This is a genomic window from Glycomyces sp. MUSA5-2, assembly GCF_037034145.1.
Classification (GTDB): domain Bacteria; phylum Actinomycetota; class Actinomycetes; order Mycobacteriales; family Micromonosporaceae; genus Glycomyces; species Glycomyces artemisiae.
In genome coordinates this window covers 582,052-597,580 of record NZ_JBAGKG010000003.1, presented here as the reverse complement: position 1 = coordinate 597,580, position 15,529 = coordinate 582,052, and the positions used below count along the sequence as shown (strand labels likewise).

The 15,529-nt window shown below is 70.9% G+C and carries 15 protein-coding genes and 1 riboswitch; of the genes, 2 read left to right on the top strand and 13 right to left on the bottom strand.

The window, feature by feature from the left end; translation table 11 throughout:
- Positions 1–354: 354 nt before the first annotated feature.
- From WA640_RS12910 to WA640_RS12900, 3 genes are read right to left on the bottom strand one after another with little or no spacing between them, the layout of a single operon-like run.
- A complete protein-coding gene (locus WA640_RS12910) occupies positions 355–1,101 on the bottom strand; it encodes a succinate dehydrogenase/fumarate reductase iron-sulfur subunit (RefSeq protein WP_335988073.1) in 747 nt (248 codons plus the stop codon).
- The gene (locus WA640_RS12905) at positions 1,098–3,035 is read right to left on the bottom strand and encodes a fumarate reductase/succinate dehydrogenase flavoprotein subunit (RefSeq protein WP_335988071.1); all 1,938 of its coding nucleotides are present in this window, start codon (positions 3,033–3,035) and stop codon (positions 1,098–1,100) included. Before WA640_RS12905 ends, WA640_RS12910 begins: the two co-directional genes overlap by 4 nt.
- A 1-nt stretch (position 3,036) precedes the next feature.
- On the bottom strand, positions 3,037–3,774 hold the full coding sequence (locus tag WA640_RS12900; RefSeq protein WP_335988070.1) for a succinate dehydrogenase cytochrome b subunit: 738 nt from the start codon (positions 3,772–3,774) through the stop codon (positions 3,037–3,039).
- 71 nt (positions 3,775–3,845) lie between these two features.
- On the opposite strand from WA640_RS12900, the gene WA640_RS12895 reads away from it, so the two are divergent.
- Entirely contained in the window at positions 3,846–4,778 is a 933-nt protein-coding gene (locus tag WA640_RS12895) for a LysR family transcriptional regulator (RefSeq protein WP_335988069.1), read from the top strand.
- Here the strand turns inward: WA640_RS12895 and WA640_RS12890 are convergent.
- Positions 4,775–5,146: an ankyrin repeat domain-containing protein gene (locus WA640_RS12890; protein WP_335988068.1), complete on the bottom strand. Its 372-nt coding sequence runs from the start codon at positions 5,144–5,146 to the stop codon at positions 4,775–4,777. The genes WA640_RS12895 and WA640_RS12890 overlap by 4 nt on opposite strands.
- A gap of 218 nt (positions 5,147–5,364) precedes the next feature.
- Between WA640_RS12890 and WA640_RS12885 the strand changes: the two genes are divergently transcribed.
- Positions 5,365–5,616 (top strand): hypothetical protein, encoded by a 252-nt coding sequence (locus WA640_RS12885; protein WP_106365711.1) that lies wholly within the window; start codon positions 5,365–5,367, stop codon positions 5,614–5,616.
- On the opposite strand, the gene WA640_RS12880 is transcribed toward WA640_RS12885, so the two are convergent.
- The 9 genes from WA640_RS12880 to WA640_RS12840 form a co-directional block, all read right to left on the bottom strand.
- Positions 5,588–6,790, bottom strand: a complete 1,203-nt coding sequence (locus tag WA640_RS12880) for a chorismate-binding protein (protein ID WP_442904738.1) — start codon at positions 6,788–6,790, stop codon at positions 5,588–5,590. The two genes, WA640_RS12885 and WA640_RS12880, sit on opposite strands and share 29 nt — an antisense overlap.
- Position 6,791: 1 nt before the next feature.
- Positions 6,792–8,468, bottom strand: coding sequence for a vWA domain-containing protein (locus WA640_RS12875; RefSeq protein WP_335988066.1), 1,677 nt, complete (start codon positions 8,466–8,468; stop codon positions 6,792–6,794).
- Between the two features lie 90 nt (positions 8,469–8,558).
- Positions 8,559–11,408, bottom strand: coding sequence for an aminomethyl-transferring glycine dehydrogenase (gene gcvP / locus WA640_RS12870; protein WP_442904737.1), 2,850 nt, complete (start codon positions 11,406–11,408; stop codon positions 8,559–8,561).
- A 38-nt stretch (positions 11,409–11,446) separates the two neighbouring features.
- A riboswitch (glycine riboswitch) is annotated at positions 11,447–11,547 on the bottom strand.
- Positions 11,548–11,568: 21 nt separating this feature from the next.
- Positions 11,569–12,126, bottom strand: coding sequence for a MerR family transcriptional regulator (locus WA640_RS12865; RefSeq protein WP_106365714.1), 558 nt, complete (start codon positions 12,124–12,126; stop codon positions 11,569–11,571).
- A gap of 103 nt (positions 12,127–12,229) precedes the next feature.
- A complete protein-coding gene (locus tag WA640_RS12860; protein ID WP_106365715.1) occupies positions 12,230–12,700 on the bottom strand; it encodes a bifunctional nuclease family protein in 471 nt (156 codons plus the stop codon).
- A gap of 130 nt (positions 12,701–12,830) precedes the next feature.
- Positions 12,831–13,265 (bottom strand): FHA domain-containing protein, encoded by a 435-nt coding sequence (locus WA640_RS12855; RefSeq protein WP_106365716.1) that lies wholly within the window; start codon positions 13,263–13,265, stop codon positions 12,831–12,833.
- Positions 13,266–13,301: 36 nt separating this feature from the next.
- Entirely contained in the window at positions 13,302–13,679 is a 378-nt protein-coding gene (gene gcvH / locus WA640_RS12850; protein ID WP_106365717.1) for a glycine cleavage system protein GcvH, read from the bottom strand.
- 147 nt (positions 13,680–13,826) lie between these two features.
- On the bottom strand, positions 13,827–14,438 hold the full coding sequence (locus WA640_RS12845; protein ID WP_106365718.1) for a CDP-alcohol phosphatidyltransferase family protein: 612 nt from the start codon (positions 14,436–14,438) through the stop codon (positions 13,827–13,829).
- A 350-nt stretch (positions 14,439–14,788) separates the two neighbouring features.
- A complete protein-coding gene (locus WA640_RS12840; RefSeq protein ID WP_335988059.1) occupies positions 14,789–15,403 on the bottom strand; it encodes a hypothetical protein in 615 nt (204 codons plus the stop codon).
- Positions 15,404–15,529 lie beyond the last annotated feature (126 nt).

Here is a 15,529-nt window from a genome sequence, read left to right as displayed (position 1 = left end):
CGTCGGGTGCGGGTTCGACGGTATCGGCTGACGCGGCGTCACCCGCAAGGAAAGAGAGACGCGGGTCACCGTCAAGTGGCGCGTCCGAGGCGCGTCCGGGTCGTTGTTTACATGGGGCGGCATTGACCCACTCACGTGGGACGGAAATTCCCCCTGGGGTCTCCCCGCTCACGCGGGGCAGGAGAAAGAACGAGCGGCCCCCAGCGTCACGCTGGGGGCCGCTTTCCAACCCGCATACGCGGATATGAGCCGTGCAAAGACGGCGACTCGATCGACATCGAACCGTTTGCCCCGCCACCGCGGGGATTCACGGCGAAGGGCCCCAGCCAGAGGCTGGGGCCCTTCGGTTTTGCGTCAGGCGGCGCGGGCGGCGGCCTTGCGGAAGTCGCGATTGAGGCGCCCGATGACGTCGAGGCCGATCTCCTTGGGGCACGCCGCCGAGCACTCGCCCGTGTTGGTGCACCCGCCGAATCCGGCCTCGTCGTGGGCGGCGACCATGCCGAGGACGCGCGTGGCCCGCTCGGGCTGGCCCTGCGGGGTCAGGCCCAGGTGCGCGACCTTGGCGCCCATGAACAGCATCCCGGACCCGTTGGGGCAGGCGGCGACGCACGCGCCGCAGCCGATGCACGCCGCGGCGGAGAACGCGGCGTCGGCGTCCTGCTTGGGGATCGGGACGGCGTGGGCGTCGGGGGCGGTGCCGGTGGGCGCGGAGATGTACCCGCCGGCCTGGATGATCCGGTCGAACGCGGACCGGTCGACGACGAGGTCCTTGATGACCGGGAACGCCCCGGCGCGCCACGGCTCGATGTCGATCGAGTCGCCGTCCTTGTACTTGCGCATGTGGAGCTGGCAGGTCGTGGTCGCGGCCTGCGGGCCGTGCGGCTGGCCGTCGATGACGAGCGAGCAGGCGCCGCAGATGCCTTCGCGGCAGTCGTGGTCGAACGCGACCGGGTCCTCGCCCTCGGAGATGAGGCGCTCGTTGAGGACGTCGAGCATCTCCAGGAAGGAGGCGTCCTCGGAGACCTCGTCGAGCTCGTAGGCGACCATCCGGCCCTTGGCGTCGGCGTCGGCCTGACGCCAGATTCGCAGCTTGAGTTTCACTTGTAGCTCCGTTGGGTGGGCTTGACGTACTCGAACACGAGCGATTCCTTGTGGAGGACGGGCGCGTTCTCCCCGTACTCCCAGGCGGCGACGTACGAGAAGTTGTCGTCGTCGCGCTTGGCCTCGCCCTCGTCGGTCTGGGACTCGGCCCGGAAGTGCCCGCCGCACGACTCGGTGCGGTGCAGGGCGTCGATGCACATCAGCTCGCCGAGCTCGAAGAAGTCGGCGACCCGGCCGGCCTTCTCCAGCTGCTGGTTGAGCTCCTCGGCCTTGCCGGTGACCTTGACGCGCTTGTAGAACTCGGCCTTGAGGTCGCGGATGAGGCCGATGGCCTTGCGCAGGCCCTCGTCGGTGCGCTCCATCCCGCAGTACTCCCACATGATCTTGCCGAGCTCGCGGTGGAAGGAGTCGACGGTGCGGTCGCCGTCGTTGCCGAGGAAGAACGCGATGCGCTCGTCGACCTCGCGGCGCGCGGCCTGCACGTCCTCGTGGGTCTCGTCGACGGCCTCGAAGGGCCCGTCGGCGAGGTAGTCGGAGATCGTGTTCGGCAGGACGAAGTACCCGTCCGACAAGCCCTGCATGAGCGCCGAGGCCCCGAGGCGGTTCGCGCCGTGGTCGGAGAAGTTCGCCTCGCCGGTCACGAACAGGCCCGGGATGTTCGACGACAGGTCGTAGTCGACCCACAGGCCGCCCATCGTGTAGTGCACGGCCGGGTAGATGCGCATGGGCCGCTCGTACGGGTTCTCGCCGGTGATCCGCTCGTACATGTCGAACAGGTTCCCGTACTTCGCTTCGACGGCCTTCTTGCCGAGGCGCTTGATGGCGTCGGCGAAGTCGAGGTAGACGCCCAGGCCGCCCGGGCCCACGCCGTGCCCTTCGTCGCACACCACTTTCGCGGCGCGCGAGGCGATGTCGCGGGGCACGAGGTTCCCGAACGCGGGGTAGCGCCGCTCCAGGTAGTAGTCGCGCTCGTCCTCGGGGATGTCCGCGGGGTGGCGCTCGTCGTGCTTGGACTTGGGCACCCACACGCGCCCGTCGTTGCGCAGCGACTCGGACATGAGCGTGAGCTTCGACTGGTGGTCCCCCGACTGCGGGATGCACGTGGGGTGGATCTGCGTGTAGCAGGGGTTCGCGAAATAGGCGCCCTTGCGGTGGGCCCGCCACGAGGCGGTGACGTTGCAGCCCTTCGCGTTCGTGGACAGGAAGAACACGTTCCCGTACCCGCCGGAGGCGAGGACCACGGCGTCGGCGAGCTCGGTGGTGATCTCGCCGGTCACGAGGTCGCGCACGATGATGCCGCGGGCGCGGCCGTCGACGACGACGAGTTCGAGCATCTCGTGGCGGGTGTGCAGGTCGACCGTCCCGGCCGCGACCTGCCGCTGGAGCGCCTGGTAGGCGCCGAGGAGGAGCTGCTGGCCGGTCTGGCCGCGCGCGTAGAAGGTGCGCGAGACCTGCGCGCCGCCGAAGGACCGGTTGTCGAGCAGGCCGCCGTACTCGCGGGCGAACGGGACGCCCTGGGCGACGCACTGGTCGATGATCTCGGTGGAGACCTCGGCGAGGCGGTGCACGTTCGACTCGCGGGAGCGGAAGTCGCCGCCCTTGACGGTGTCGTAGAACAGCCGGTGCACCGAGTCGCCGTCGTTGCGGTAGTTCTTCGCGGCGTTGATGCCGCCCTGCGCGGCGATCGAGTGCGCCCGCCTCGCCGAGTCCTGGAAGCAGTAGTTCGCGACCCGGTACCCCAGCTCGCCGAGCGTCGCCGCCGCCGAGGCCCCGGCGAGGCCGGTGCCCACGACGATGACGCGGAGCTTGCGCCGGTTCGCGGGGTTCACCAGGCGCCCGGAGAAGCGGCGCTTCTCCCACCGCTCGCTGATCGGGCCCGCGGGGGCCTTCGTGTCCGCGACGGGCTCGCCCTCGCGGTAGTAGTCGATGCTCATCTCAACTCACCAAACCGAACGTGACGGACAGGGGCACGATCGCGAACCCTGCGACGATGATGACGGCAACGGCGAGCGCGACCGCCTGGGTGCGCTTGCGCCACTTCGTGTCCGGGCCCGCGATGGTCTGCACGGCCGACCAGATGCCGTGCCGCAGGTGGATCCCGAGGGCAGTGAGCGCGAGGAGGTAGAACACGGTGACCGGCCAGCGCGAGGGGTCGAACGTGGCGACGACGGCGCCGTAGGCGTCGTGGACCTCCTTGACGGGGTTGACGGTCCGCCAGGTCAGGTCCAGCAGGTGCCAGATCACGAACAGGAAGATGACGATGCCGCCGAACCGCATGTTGAGGTAGGCGTTCCGCGACTCGCCCCGGTTCTTGTGCCGGTGCGCGTACTTGACGGGCCGGGCGTGGTGGGCGCGCGCCGACAGGACGATCCCCGTCCAGATGTGGACGGCGATCGAGGCGATCAGGCCGATGCGCAGCACCCACAGCAGCGACTCGTGGGGCAGGAGCGGTTCGCCGAAGGACCGCAGGCCCGCCGCGTAGGCGTTCATCTCCTCGCGGCCTTCGAAGATGTGGAGGTTCCCGGCCATGTGGGCGATGATGAACAGGACCATCAGGACGCCGGAGACGGCCATGGCGATCTTCAGGCCGATGTTCGACCGCCAGGGCTTCCGGGCCGCTTGGGCGCGTTTCGCCGCTTTCGCGGCGGTGCGCGGTTGCAAATCCGTAGACACGACCGGATGCTAGACGCGACAGGCGTCACCGGTCCAATTCATGGCCGCACCCGGTTCCATGCCGATACGTTATGGACATGCGCCCGCAGCAGCTCCAGGCATTCCTCACCGTCGCACAAACCAGACATTTCACTCACGCGGCCGAAGAACTCGGTGTGACACAACCGTCATTGAGCAAGCAGATCCAGGCCCTCGAAACCGAGCTCGGCGCCCCCCTCCTCACCCGCTCGCGCGGCCGCATCGAACTGACCGACGCCGGCCAGACCCTCCTGCCGCACGCCCGCCGCATCACCGCCGCCCACGCCGCCGCCAGAGCCGACATCGACGACGTCCTCGCCGTCCGCGCCGGGCACCTGCGCCTGGGCGCCACCCCGTCCCTGTGCTCCTGGCTCGTCGCCCCCCTGCTCATCCGCTACCGCGACACCCACCCGGGCGTGCGCGTCACCCTCACCGAGGACGGCTCCGGGCCCCTCGCCGAGCGCCTCGCCGCCGGGGACCTCGACCTCGCGTTCACCGCCGGGGACACCGGCGCCGACCCGACCCTGTCCGTGCAGCCGATCCTCGCCGAAGCCCTCGTCGTCGCCTCCGCCGCCCACCTCCCGCCCCTCACCCGCCAGGCCTACATCGGGCTCGCGCAACTGCGCGAGCAGGCGTTCGTCCTCCCCGCCCACGGCTACGACCTGCGCGACCTCACCATCACCACCTGCGAGCAGGCCGGATTCACCCCCCGCACCGGCGTCGACGGCGGCGCGACGGACGCCGTCGCGTCCCTCGTCGAGGCCGGCTTGGGGATCGCGCTGCTCCCGGCGATGATCGCCGCCTCCCGGCCCGGCCTGCGCGCCACCCCCCTCGCGCCGCCGGGGGCGAGCCGCACGATCGCGCTGGCCTCGCGCCGGGAGGCGCCGCTGACGAAGGCGGCGGGGGCGTTCGCGGCGTCGCTGGAGGAGCACCTGACGGACCTGCACGCGTGGGGGCGCCTGCCCGAGGGCATGCGCGCCGTCTAAGGGTGGAAGGTGTCGCGGTCGAGCATGGCGGCGGTCTGGCGGGCCGAGGGCGTGCCCGCGTCCGGGTCGGCCCCGGCGTCCAGCAGCGCGGCGATGACGTCGTCGTAGTCCTTGAAGACCGCGCCCGCGAGGGGCGACTGCTGGCGGTCGTTGCACCGGTCGAGGTCGGCCCCGGCGGCGATGAGGGCGCGGACGGTGTCGGCGCGGCCGTGGTAGGCCGCGAGCATGAGCAGCGAGTCCCCTGACTCGTTCGCGTGATCGGCGGGGAGCCCTGCGGCCAGGAGCGCGGCGAGCCGGTCGGTGTCCCCGGCCCGCGCCAGGTCGAACGCGCCGTCGAAGGGGCCCGGGGCGTCGGCGTCGCTGCTCATGCGCACCAGCCTCGCACACCCGCGGTGCCCTCGTGCCGGGTTCGCCCGGGGCTCTCCAGTGGACCGGCGCGGGCCCGGTTCACCCGGGCAGGTGTCGCCCCGGGTATTGACACGGCCGCACAGGGGTGGGAAAGATTGATGCGGGCCCGCAGGCGCCTCGCTGACACGAACCGCCGCGTCGCCTCTATCGGTGGGACAAGAACGGTGAGGACTCGGGCATGAGCGAGCCGAAAATCCTAGGACAGTTCCAATTGGAACATAGGACCATCCAGGTCAGCGGCGACGACGGGAACGCCGGCACGGTCTGGCTCCAGCGGCTCCACCCCGATCCTCCCATGGCGCTGGGCTGCGTGGTCGAGCTCGACTCCTCCACGCCCCGGCTGCGCCTGTACCGGGCGGAGTGGCCCGACGCGCTCAGGGAGCAGGCGAAGGAGCAGACGATCAAGATCTGGCGGGCCTCGCGGGACTGAGCCTGGCGGCCACGGCCTCGGCTTTCGCGTCGGCCTCGGCGACTTCGGCGTCGGGGTCCGACCGCCACGTGATGCCCCCGCCCGCCCACAGGTGGGCCCGGTGCGCGTCCAGGGCGACGGTCCGGATCGTCACGCCCAGGTCCACGCGGCCGTCCTGGACGTACCCGAAGGCGCCCATGGCGGGCCCGCGCCCGACCGGCTCCAGACTGGAGGCGAGGTCGAGCATCGCGAGTTTCGGCGTGCCGGTGACCGACCCGGGCGGGCACATCGCCCGCAGCAGGTCCGCGAGTCCGGTGCCCGGCTCCAGATCGCACACCACTGTGGATTCTGCCTGCCAGAGCCGGTCCCATTTCGCGAGCGCGAACAGCCGCTCCACGGCGACCGTCCCGGGGACGGCGATCCGGGCGAGGTCGTTGCGTTCGAGGTCGACGACCATGACGTGCTCGGCGCGCTCCTTCACCGACGCGAGCAGGTCCGCCCGGCCCTCGGCGGTGGCGGGCGCGGTGCCTTTGATCGGGTACGTCGCCGCGCGCCCGCCGGCGACGGTCACGAACGCTTCGGGGGACCCGGAGGCGATGAGCCAGTCCTCCCCGGATACGACCCCGCCCCACGCGGCACCGGGGATCGAGGCGACCGCGGCCGCGATCCCCGCCGGGTCCCCGGACCAGGGCGCGGACCGGTGGCCGACGACGTTCGCGACGTACACCTGGCCCCGCCCGATCGCCTCCTGGACGGCGACGACCGCCTTCGCATGATCGGCCTGCGACCAGGAGCGCCGCCACTCCCCCACCGTGAAATCACCGGGCACGGAGTCGATGCGCTTCCCGTGGGCGTAGGCGACCAGGGCCAGGTCGGGGACGGCCGGGACCGGGGTGGGCGCGCCCGTCGCGCCGCCCGCCATCACCGCACCCGCCGCGGCGGAAATCAAGACCGCGACGCCGCAGACCGAGCCGTCCTCGCCCGTATGCGGGCCGCTGTACTCGTCGCAGAACGCCTCGGCGAGCGCCGCGGGGTCGCCGCCGTCACCGACACGCCATTCGAGCCGGTCCACCTCGACCAGGCGCGCCCGGCAGCCCGGATCGGCACCGGGCGGCGCGGGGGGCACGGACCGCAAGATCGACATGGACCCATTGTCGCCGCCGCCCACCCGACCCGAGAGCGCCGAGTGGGGCACCTCACGCCGGAGCGATCGCCCCCAGCACCCCGCCCTCCGACGGCGCCGGCAGGTACTCCCCGCCCGTCGCCGCCGCCAACTGCGTCAGATTCTCCGCATTCGCCTCACCGAACCCGACCGTGTACACCGTCGCCGACCCCGCCATCCCCGCCAGCGCATCCGCCGTCTCGCCGACCGTCGGCAGGCTCGCCGTGTCCTCACCCGAGTTCGTCAGCACGACGATCACGTTCGCCGCGCCCTCCACGAGGTTCGCGTTCAGATCCGCATAGGCGGCCACCAGGGAGTCGTACAGGGGCGAGCCGCCCTCGAACACCGCCTCCTCCGACAGGTCGTACAGCGTATTGGTCAGGTCGCTCTTCGCATCATCGGACATCTCCGCGCCCTCGGCCACCGACCGCCAGTTCTGATCCTCGCCCGCGCCGACCCCGTACTCCCACAACCCGGCCCGCCACGTCGGCTCCATCTCCCCGACCATGTCCACCGCCATCCGCACCGCCGCGATCCCCGCCTCGACCGTGTCCCCCTCGTACTCCACGGTCTCCTCCATCACCGCCGACGACCAGTCCAGCAGGAACAGCACGTTCAAATCCTGCGCCCCCGACTGCCACGCCCGCACCGCCGCGCCCACCGTCTCCGGCGTCGCCTGACCCAGGGCAGCGGCAGCATCATCGACCGGCTTGAGGTCAGGGTCCGAGAACGCCCCCGACTCGACCTGCCCCGACACGTACTCCCCGAACATCTCCGCGATCCGCGCATCCGGCTCCGACACCCACGCCGCACCGCCCAGCACCATGTACGACGCCACCGCGCTCACCGACGACCCCGACGGCACCACCGGCACCAGCGGATCCGCCGACTCCGAAGACGAATTGAAATCCTCGACCTGGTAGTCCAGCATCGTCATCACCTGACTGCTGTCCGCCGCCTCCACATACGCGTTCTTCAACCCCTCCGCATCAGCCGCCGACGACCCCGCCTCGATCGCCGCCGCATACGCATCCGCCGCCGCCTGCGAGAACCCCCCGGCCCCGTCAGACGACGCGTTCAACAACGCCACCAGACCCTCCGTCGACGACCGCGGATTCGCCGCCGCCAGACTGATCTCCCCCGCCGACGCCGCCGCCACCACATCCGCCCACGACGGCGGCTCACCACCGACCCAACCCAGCTCAGTCGCCGTCGACTCCGCGACCGCCAGCACCGACCCCGCCTCACCCAACGCCACCGGATCCGACGACACATACCCCGCCGTCGCCTCACTCGACGTCATCCACGACGCCCACGCCTGCGCATCAGGCGCCCACGCCACCGGCCGCTTCCCGAACGACATCGTGTCCCACGTCCCCGTGATCCCCCGAGACGCATCCGCCGCCGACACCTCCGTCACCGCGACCCCGACGCACTCCCCGTTCAGCTCCGGCTGCTCCCGCTCCCACTCCTGCGCCGCATCCCCCAACGACCCGTACACACTCGGCGCCGCCGCCACCGTCACCCGGTACACCTCACCCGAGCACCCCGACCGCAACAGCGCCACAAAACCCCACGTCAAACCCGACGCCACCAGCACCGACACCAACGTGATCACAATCCACGGCGCCACCAGCTTCTGCTGGCCGCCCTTCTTGCGCCGCCGCCCCGTCCGGTGGGACTTCACCTTGTGCTCAATGCCGAAAACCATGCGCTCAACTCCTGGGGGGATCGTCGGCAGCCAGTGTAGAGCCCGCACGTCGAAGGCCCGCCCACAGTAGTGAGCGGACCTCCCGTCGAACTACTCCCCGAACGCCTCGATCGGCGGACACGTGCACGCCAGGTTACGGTCACCCCACGCATTGTCGATCCGACCCACCGGCGGCCAGTACTTCGCCGCCGACACACCGCCCGGCCACGCCGCCTCCGTCCGCGAATACGCCCGATCCCACACATCCGCCGTCGCCACGGCAGCCGTGTGCGGCGCCGCCCGCAGCGCCGAATCCTCCACCGCGACCGCACCGGACGCCACCTCGGCGATCTCCGCGCGGATCGCGACCATCGCATCCACGAACCGGTCCAGTTCGGCAAGGTCCTCCGACTCGGTCGGCTCGACCATGAGCGTCCCCGCCACCGGGAACGACATCGTCGGCGCGTGGAACCCGTAGTCGATGAGCCGCTTCGCCACGTCCTCCACCGTCACCCCCGACTCCTTGGAGAGGTCCCGCAGGTCGAGGATGCACTCGTGCGCCACCAGGCCGTGCTCACCGGTGTACAGCACCGGGAAGTGCTCCCGCAGCCGCGCCGCCACGTAATTCGCGGCAAGCACTGCGGACGCCGTCGCCGCCGTCACCCCGGCCGAACCCATCATCCGCAGATACATCCACGGAATCTGAAGAATCCCCGCCGACCCCCACCGCGCCTGCGACACCGGACCCACCGGCCCCGCCGCATCCGACGGGTCCGAAGGCAGGAACGGCACCAGATGCTCGGCCACCGCCACCGGACCCACACCCGGACCGCCCCCGCCGTGCGGAATGCAGAACGTCTTGTGCAGGTTCAAATGCGACACGTCCGCACCGAACCGGCCCGGCTTCGCCCACCCCAGCAGCGCATTCAAGTTCGCGCCGTCCACGTACACCTGCCCGCCCGCATCGTGGACCTTCGCGCACACCTCCACGATCGTCGACTCGTACACCCCGTGCGTCGACGGGTAGGTGACCATCAGCGCCGCGAGCCTGTCCGCGTGCGCCGCGATCTTCGCGTCCAGATCGGCGAGATCCACGTTCCCGGCCTCGTCGCACGCCACCACCACGACCCGCATCCCGGCCAGGACCGCGCTGGCGGCGTTGGTGCCGTGGGCGGAGGCGGGGATGAGGCAGACGTCGCGGCCGGTCTCGCCGCGGTCGTGCTGCCAGGCGCGGATGGCGAGGAGCCCGGCGAGCTCGCCCTGGGAGCCGGCGTTGGGCTGCACGGAGACGGCGGCGTAGCCGCACACGTCGGCGAGCCAGCCTTCGAGCTGGTCGATCAGGGCCCGCCAGCCGCGGGTCTGGTCGGCGGGGGCGAGGGGGTGGACGTCGGCGAACGCGGGCCAGGAGATCGGCTCCATCTCCGCGGCCGCGTTGAGCTTCATCGTGCACGACCCGAGCGGGATCATGCCGCGGTCGAGCCCGTAGTCCATGTCGGCGAGGCGCTTGAGGTAGCGCATCATCGCCGTCTCGGAGTGGTGGGCGGTGAACACCGGGTGCGTCAGGTACGCGGACTCGCGCGCGAGTCCGGCGGGGACCGCGGCGGTAGTCCGTGCGGCGAGGGGGACGCCGAACGCGGCGCACACCGCGTCGAGGTCGGCGTCGGTCGTGGTCTCGTCGCAGGAGGCCGCGACGGTGTCGGCGTCGACGCGGCGCAGGTTCACGCCGCGGTCGGCGGCCGAGGCGACGATCGCGTCGGCGCGGCCGGGCACCGTGGCGGTGACGGTGTCGAAGAACGCCTCGGAGCCGAGGGCGATCCCGGCGGCGGTGAGGGACGCGGCCAGGCGCGCGGCCTGGGCGGCGGCGTGCTCGGCGATGGCGCGCAGGCCCTGGGGGCCGTGCCAGACGGCGAACGAGGACGCGATGACCGCGGGCAGCACCTGCGCGGTGCAGATGTTGCTGGTGGCCTTCTCACGGCGGATGTGCTGCTCGCGGGCCTGGAGCGCGAGGCGCAGCGCGGGCTTGTCGCCCGAGTCGCGCGAGACGCCCACGAGGCGGCCCGGCAGCTGCCGCTGGAGCTTCTCCGCGACGGCCATGTAGCCCGCGTGCGGGCCGCCGAAGCCCATCGGCATCCCGAACCGCTGCGTCGAGCCCACGGCGATGTCCGCCCCGAACTCGCCCGGCGCCGCGAGGAGCGTCAGCGCGAGCAGGTCGGCCGCGACGGTGACGAGGGCGCCCTGCGCGTGGGCGGCCTCCGCGACCGCGCTCCAGTCGCGCACGGCGCCGTCGGCGCCCGGGTACTGGAGGAGGATCCCGAAGGCGCCCTCCGGGATTCCGGCGGACAGGTCGGTCACCTGGAGGTCGATGCCGACCGGCTCGGCGCGGGTCTTGAGGACCGCGAGGGTCTGCGGGAGCACGCGCGCGTCGACGGCGAACACGTCGCCTGCGCCGCGCTTGGCCGCGCGGCGCGCGAGCAGCATCGCCTCAGCCGCGGCGGTGGCCTCGTCGAGGAGGCTCGCACCGGCCACGGGCAGGCCCGTCAGGTCGGCGACCATCGTCTGGAAGTTGAGCAGCGCCTCAAGGCGCCCCTGGGAGATCTCCGCCTGGTAGGGCGTGTACGCGGTGTACCAGGAGGGGTTTTCGAGGACGTTGCGGCGGATCACCGCGGGGGTGTGGGTGCCGAAGTAGCCCAGGCCGATCATCGACCGCATGGGCCGGTTCTGGTCGGCGAGGCCCTGGAGCTCGGCCTGCGCCTCGGTCTCGGTGACCGCGTCGGGCAGGGCCAGGCCGTCGGAGGAGCGGATGAGCGCGGGCATGCACGCGTCCATGAGCGCTTCGAGGCTCGGGTACCCGACCGCCTTGAGCATGGCGTCCTGGTCGGCGGGGTCGGTGCCGATGTGGCGGGCGGCGAAAGCGGAACGGTCGGTCACGGTACCTCCGGTGACATGGGACGACACTGGCATCCCCTCGTCTGTCACCGGGTGAGCGGCTTCAGAGCGGCCTGTTCCGAACGGTCCTGGTACCTGAGAGTTTGAAGCGAGGGACTTGCCCCTTCGGTGCCGTGTAGCGCATGAGGCCCACGATCTCTCCCGCCCGGTTTTCCGGCTCTGCCGCCATGGTAGGTCAGGACGCCCCGCGTCGGCGAACGGGCACGCCCGTCGTGTGGCCCACGGCCGCCTGATCCGGCGCGTGCAGCTGGGTCGGGGCCTTCACCGGGGCCTCGCCCGGCAGCGTCGCCAGCCGCCCCATCACCTCGGTGACCGTCGAGCGGACCGCGATCCCGAAGACGCCCTGGCCGCCGCGCAGCAGGTCGATGACCTCGCCCGCGGACCGGCACTCGTACACCGTCGAGCCGTCGGACATGAGCGTGATCTCGGCGAGGTCCTTCACGCCGCGCGACCGCAGCGCCTCGACGGCCTTGCGGATGTTCTGCAGCGAGACGCCCGCGTCGAGGAGCCGCTTGATGACCTTCAGGACGATGATGTCGCGGAACGAGTAGAGCCGGTTCGACCCCGAGCCCGACGCCGCCCGGATGCTCGGCTCCACGAGGCCCGTGCGCGCCCAGTAGTCGAGCTGCCGGTAGGTGATCCCCACGACCCGGCACGCCGCCGTCCCCCGCCAGCCGCGGATCTGACTGGGCGGGACCACCTGGCGTCCCGAGGGTTCACTGTGGGCGTCCATGGCGCGTCCTCCGAGCTCAGCGGTGCACTACGGGCTGAGCCTAAACGCCGCGACCCTCCACCATGGGCTGAACCAGAGAAAACCTCGACCCGTCCGCGAGGGGTCAGCGGTTCTCCTCGAAGTCCTCGGGCGTGACCTCTTCGAGGAACTCCCGGAACTTCTCCACCTCGTCCTCCTGGGTGTCCGGCAGGACCACCCCGGCCTCGTCGAGGACGGCGTCGGCGCACCAGATCGGGGCCTCGGTGCGCAGCGCGATCGCGATCGCGTCGGAGGAGCGGGAGGAGACGCGCGTGCGCCCGTCGAGGACGAGCTCCGCGAAGTAGATCGTGTCGCGCAGCTCGGTGATCTCCACCGACGTGAGCGTCACGTCGAGGGCGTCGAGCACGTCGCGGATCAGGTCGTGGGTCAGCGGACGGGAGAGCTGCACGTCCTGCTGCTGGTAGGCGATCGCAGCAGCCTCGACCGTCCCGATCCAGATCGGCAGGTATCGATTCCCGTCGACCTCTTTCAGGAGCACCACCGGCTGGTTGCTCGGGAGTTCCACGCGGACCCCGACCACGGTCATCATCCGCACCGGTAACGCCTCCAACGGTATCGCCGTCAAATGATAAGGACCCGCCAGGGAAACCCGGGCGGGTCCTGAGACTCTCAGCCTACTGCGCCGATGACGCGCGCGCAGCGCGCGCCGGGGTACGGCGCCGGGGTCAGGCGGCCGGCTTGGGGCCGGAGATGAACACCAGGCGGAACTTGCCGATCTGCACCTCGTCGCCGTTGCCGAGGCCCGCGGTCTCCACGCGTTCGCGGTTCACGTAGGTCCCGTTCAGGCTGCCCACATCGCGGACGGTGAAACCGGCCGCGTCGCGGTGGAACTCGGCGTGGCGCCGCGAGACGGTCACGTCGTCGAGGAAGATGTCGGAGTCGGGGTGGCGCCCTGAGGTCGTCACCTCGGTGTTGAGGAGGAAGCGCGCACCGGCGTTCGGTCCGCGGCGGACCACCAGCAACGCGGTGCCCGCCGGGAGGGAGTCCGCCAACCGGGCGGAGTTGAGCTCCGCGTCGACCTCGCCGCCCTCCTGCAGGGCGGACAGGTTCATCGTGGCCGTGACATCCGGCGGAGGGAACTCGTCATTCGAACGCGTCATGGGATTGCCACCTTCTAGCAAGTCTGGACCCTCTGGTCACTCCGTAAGCTTCGCATATGCTCCGGCGTCGAGCAAAGCACTGAGCGAGCCGGCATCCTCGACTTCGATGTCGAACATCCAGCCCGCCGCATAGGGGTCGCTGTTCACCAATTCCGGGGATTCCGACAATTCGTCATTGCACGCAAGAATCTTACCGGTCAGGGGAGCGTACACGTCGGAGACGCTCTTGGTCGACTCGACTTCGCCGACCACCTCGCCGGCGCGGACCTCGGCACCGGCCTCCGGAAGTTGGACGAATACGACGTCGCCCAGCGCGTTCTGCGCGAACTCGGTGATGCCGATGCGCACGACGTTGCCGTCGCGGCGCTCGACCCACTCGTGCTCCGCCGTATAGCGCAGTTCTTCCGGAATCACCTGGTGCCCCCCTCTGCGAGCGCCCCCGCCCTGTTGCGGGGTCGGACGTCCATGACGGTATCGCCCGTCAGAACGGACGTTGCGGCGGGGCGGCGGCCGCGTGACGGAACGCCGCTTCCAGAAGCAGCGGTGGGACCGCTTCCCTGCTCACGCCGCGACCTCGGTGCGGGGGCTCCCTGCTTTGAGGAGCCCGCGGGCCTGCCGCAGGTAGACCAGGGCCGCGAGCCAGTACAGGCCCAGGCCCCACCAGGCGAGGGCCCAGCCGAGGGGCTTGGCCCAGAAGTCGGCCTCGGGCACGAGACCGGCGATGACGAGCACCGGGAACGTGCAGAACACGATCGTCGTGGAGGCCTTGCCGAGGAAGTGGACTTGCGGCGGGGCGTGGCCGTGCCAGCGCAGCACGATGACCATGCCGACCATGACGGCCTCGCGGGCGAGCGCGGCGAGGGTGAACAGCCACGGCAGCAGGCCCACGTAGGTGAGGGCCAGGAGCGCGGTGAGGATGTAGAGCCGGTCGACGAACGGGTCGAGGAGCCGTCCGAGCTTGGAGACCTGGTTGAGGTGGCGGGCCAGCTGTCCGTCGACCCAGTCGGTGCCGGAGCCGACGGCGAGGACGACCGCGGCCTGCCAGTAGTACTGGGTGCCGAGGAGGAGGTAGCAGAACAGCGGGATGCCGAGGAGGCGCACGGCGGTGACCAGGTTGGGCCAGGTCCACACGCCCCATCCGGCGGGCGGCGCTGCGTCGGCTGACTTGCTCAAGGCGTTCCTCTCGGCGGCGCCGGTCGCCGTGGCGGCCCGGTGCCCTGGGTCGGTCTCCTCTCGCTCGCCGGCGGGCGAGCGGTGTGTGGTCGTTTCGTTTCGCTTCGGTGGGTGTACCGCGATTCTAGCCGTAGGCACCGACACGCGTACCGCGGAAATTCGAGCCCTTGTTTGTGTAGTTGACGGGCGAAGCCCGGCGTTATCGGGACCCGAGGCCGAGGTGGGGCCGCGATTCTACAAGAGGCGGTACGCCTCGGAGTCGATATAACTCTTATGCAAAACGTGATAGGAAACAACCCGGGCCGATCCTGTGGGATCGGCCCGGGTCTCGGATCGGGTGCCGTACGGGCCTAGGCGGGCGGGGCGCCGGGGATGAACTTCTCCGGCTCCTCCTTGCGGAAGTAGGCGTTCGCGGAGGGCACGGCCAGCAGGACGATCACCAGCAGGGAGCCGAGGATGCCCAGGGCGAGGGCGCCGTAGGAGACGACCGCGGTCCAGGACGGGTAGGCGCCGGTGACGGCGTCCACGATCGCGTCGACGTCGAGGGCCTCCAGGGTCTCGTCGCCGGAGTTCTCGAACGCGTAGGACAGGAATTGGGAGAGGAACAGCGTCGACAGCATCCCGGCGAGCGTGCACACCAGGATGATCGGCTGGAGGACCCACGTGAGGACGCGGGCCGGGCGCTTCCCGGCGCCGTTGAGGAGCGCGAGCACCACGAGGACCGCGGCGAGCACGATGTTGAACACGAGCGCGCCGGGGCCGGACTCGAACGAGGTGCCCTGCGGCAGGTCGGACATGGCCACGCCCTGCGCTTCGAGGGCGTCCTCGGCCGCGTCGGCGGCGTCGGGGCCGTAGACGAAGCTCAGGGCCGTCTGCGCGAGCAGGAACAGGGCCAGGAGGATCTGGAGCCACACCGCGAGGGTGACCGATCCGGGGCGGGTCTTGGGGGGCGAGGTGTCGGACATGGTTGCCTCCGTGCGGGTTCACGGGCGCGGCCGTGACGGCCGGACCACTGGGGGTGGTATCCCCACGCTAGCAAGCATCGACACCCGTCGCTGGAAGGAATACCCGTCCTTCTGCGGCAGTAGGCA

Bases quoted from the DNA above. Each gene is read 5' to 3' on its own strand.
- WA640_RS12905 (WP_335988071.1), bottom strand. From the start codon at position 3,035: ATGAGCATCGACTACTACCGCGAGGGCGAGCCCGTCGCGGACACGAAG.
- WA640_RS12895 (WP_335988069.1), top strand. From the start codon at position 3,846: ATGGACATGCGCCCGCAGCAGCTCCAGGCATTCCTCACCGTCGCACAA.
- WA640_RS12890 (WP_335988068.1), bottom strand. From the start codon at position 5,146: ATGAGCAGCGACGCCGACGCCCCGGGCCCCTTCGACGGCGCGTTCGAC.
- WA640_RS12885 (WP_106365711.1), top strand. From the start codon at position 5,365: ATGAGCGAGCCGAAAATCCTAGGACAGTTCCAATTGGAACATAGGACC.
- WA640_RS12875 (WP_335988066.1), bottom strand. From the start codon at position 8,468: ATGGTTTTCGGCATTGAGCACAAGGTGAAGTCCCACCGGACGGGGCGG.
- gcvP (WP_442904737.1), bottom strand. From the start codon at position 11,408: ATGCCAGTGTCGTCCCATGTCACCGGAGGTACCGTGACCGACCGTTCC.
- WA640_RS12865 (WP_106365714.1), bottom strand. From the start codon at position 12,126: ATGGACGCCCACAGTGAACCCTCGGGACGCCAGGTGGTCCCGCCCAGT.
- WA640_RS12855 (WP_106365716.1), bottom strand. From the start codon at position 13,265: ATGACGCGTTCGAATGACGAGTTCCCTCCGCCGGATGTCACGGCCACG.
- WA640_RS12840 (WP_335988059.1), bottom strand. From the start codon at position 15,403: ATGTCCGACACCTCGCCCCCCAAGACCCGCCCCGGATCGGTCACCCTC.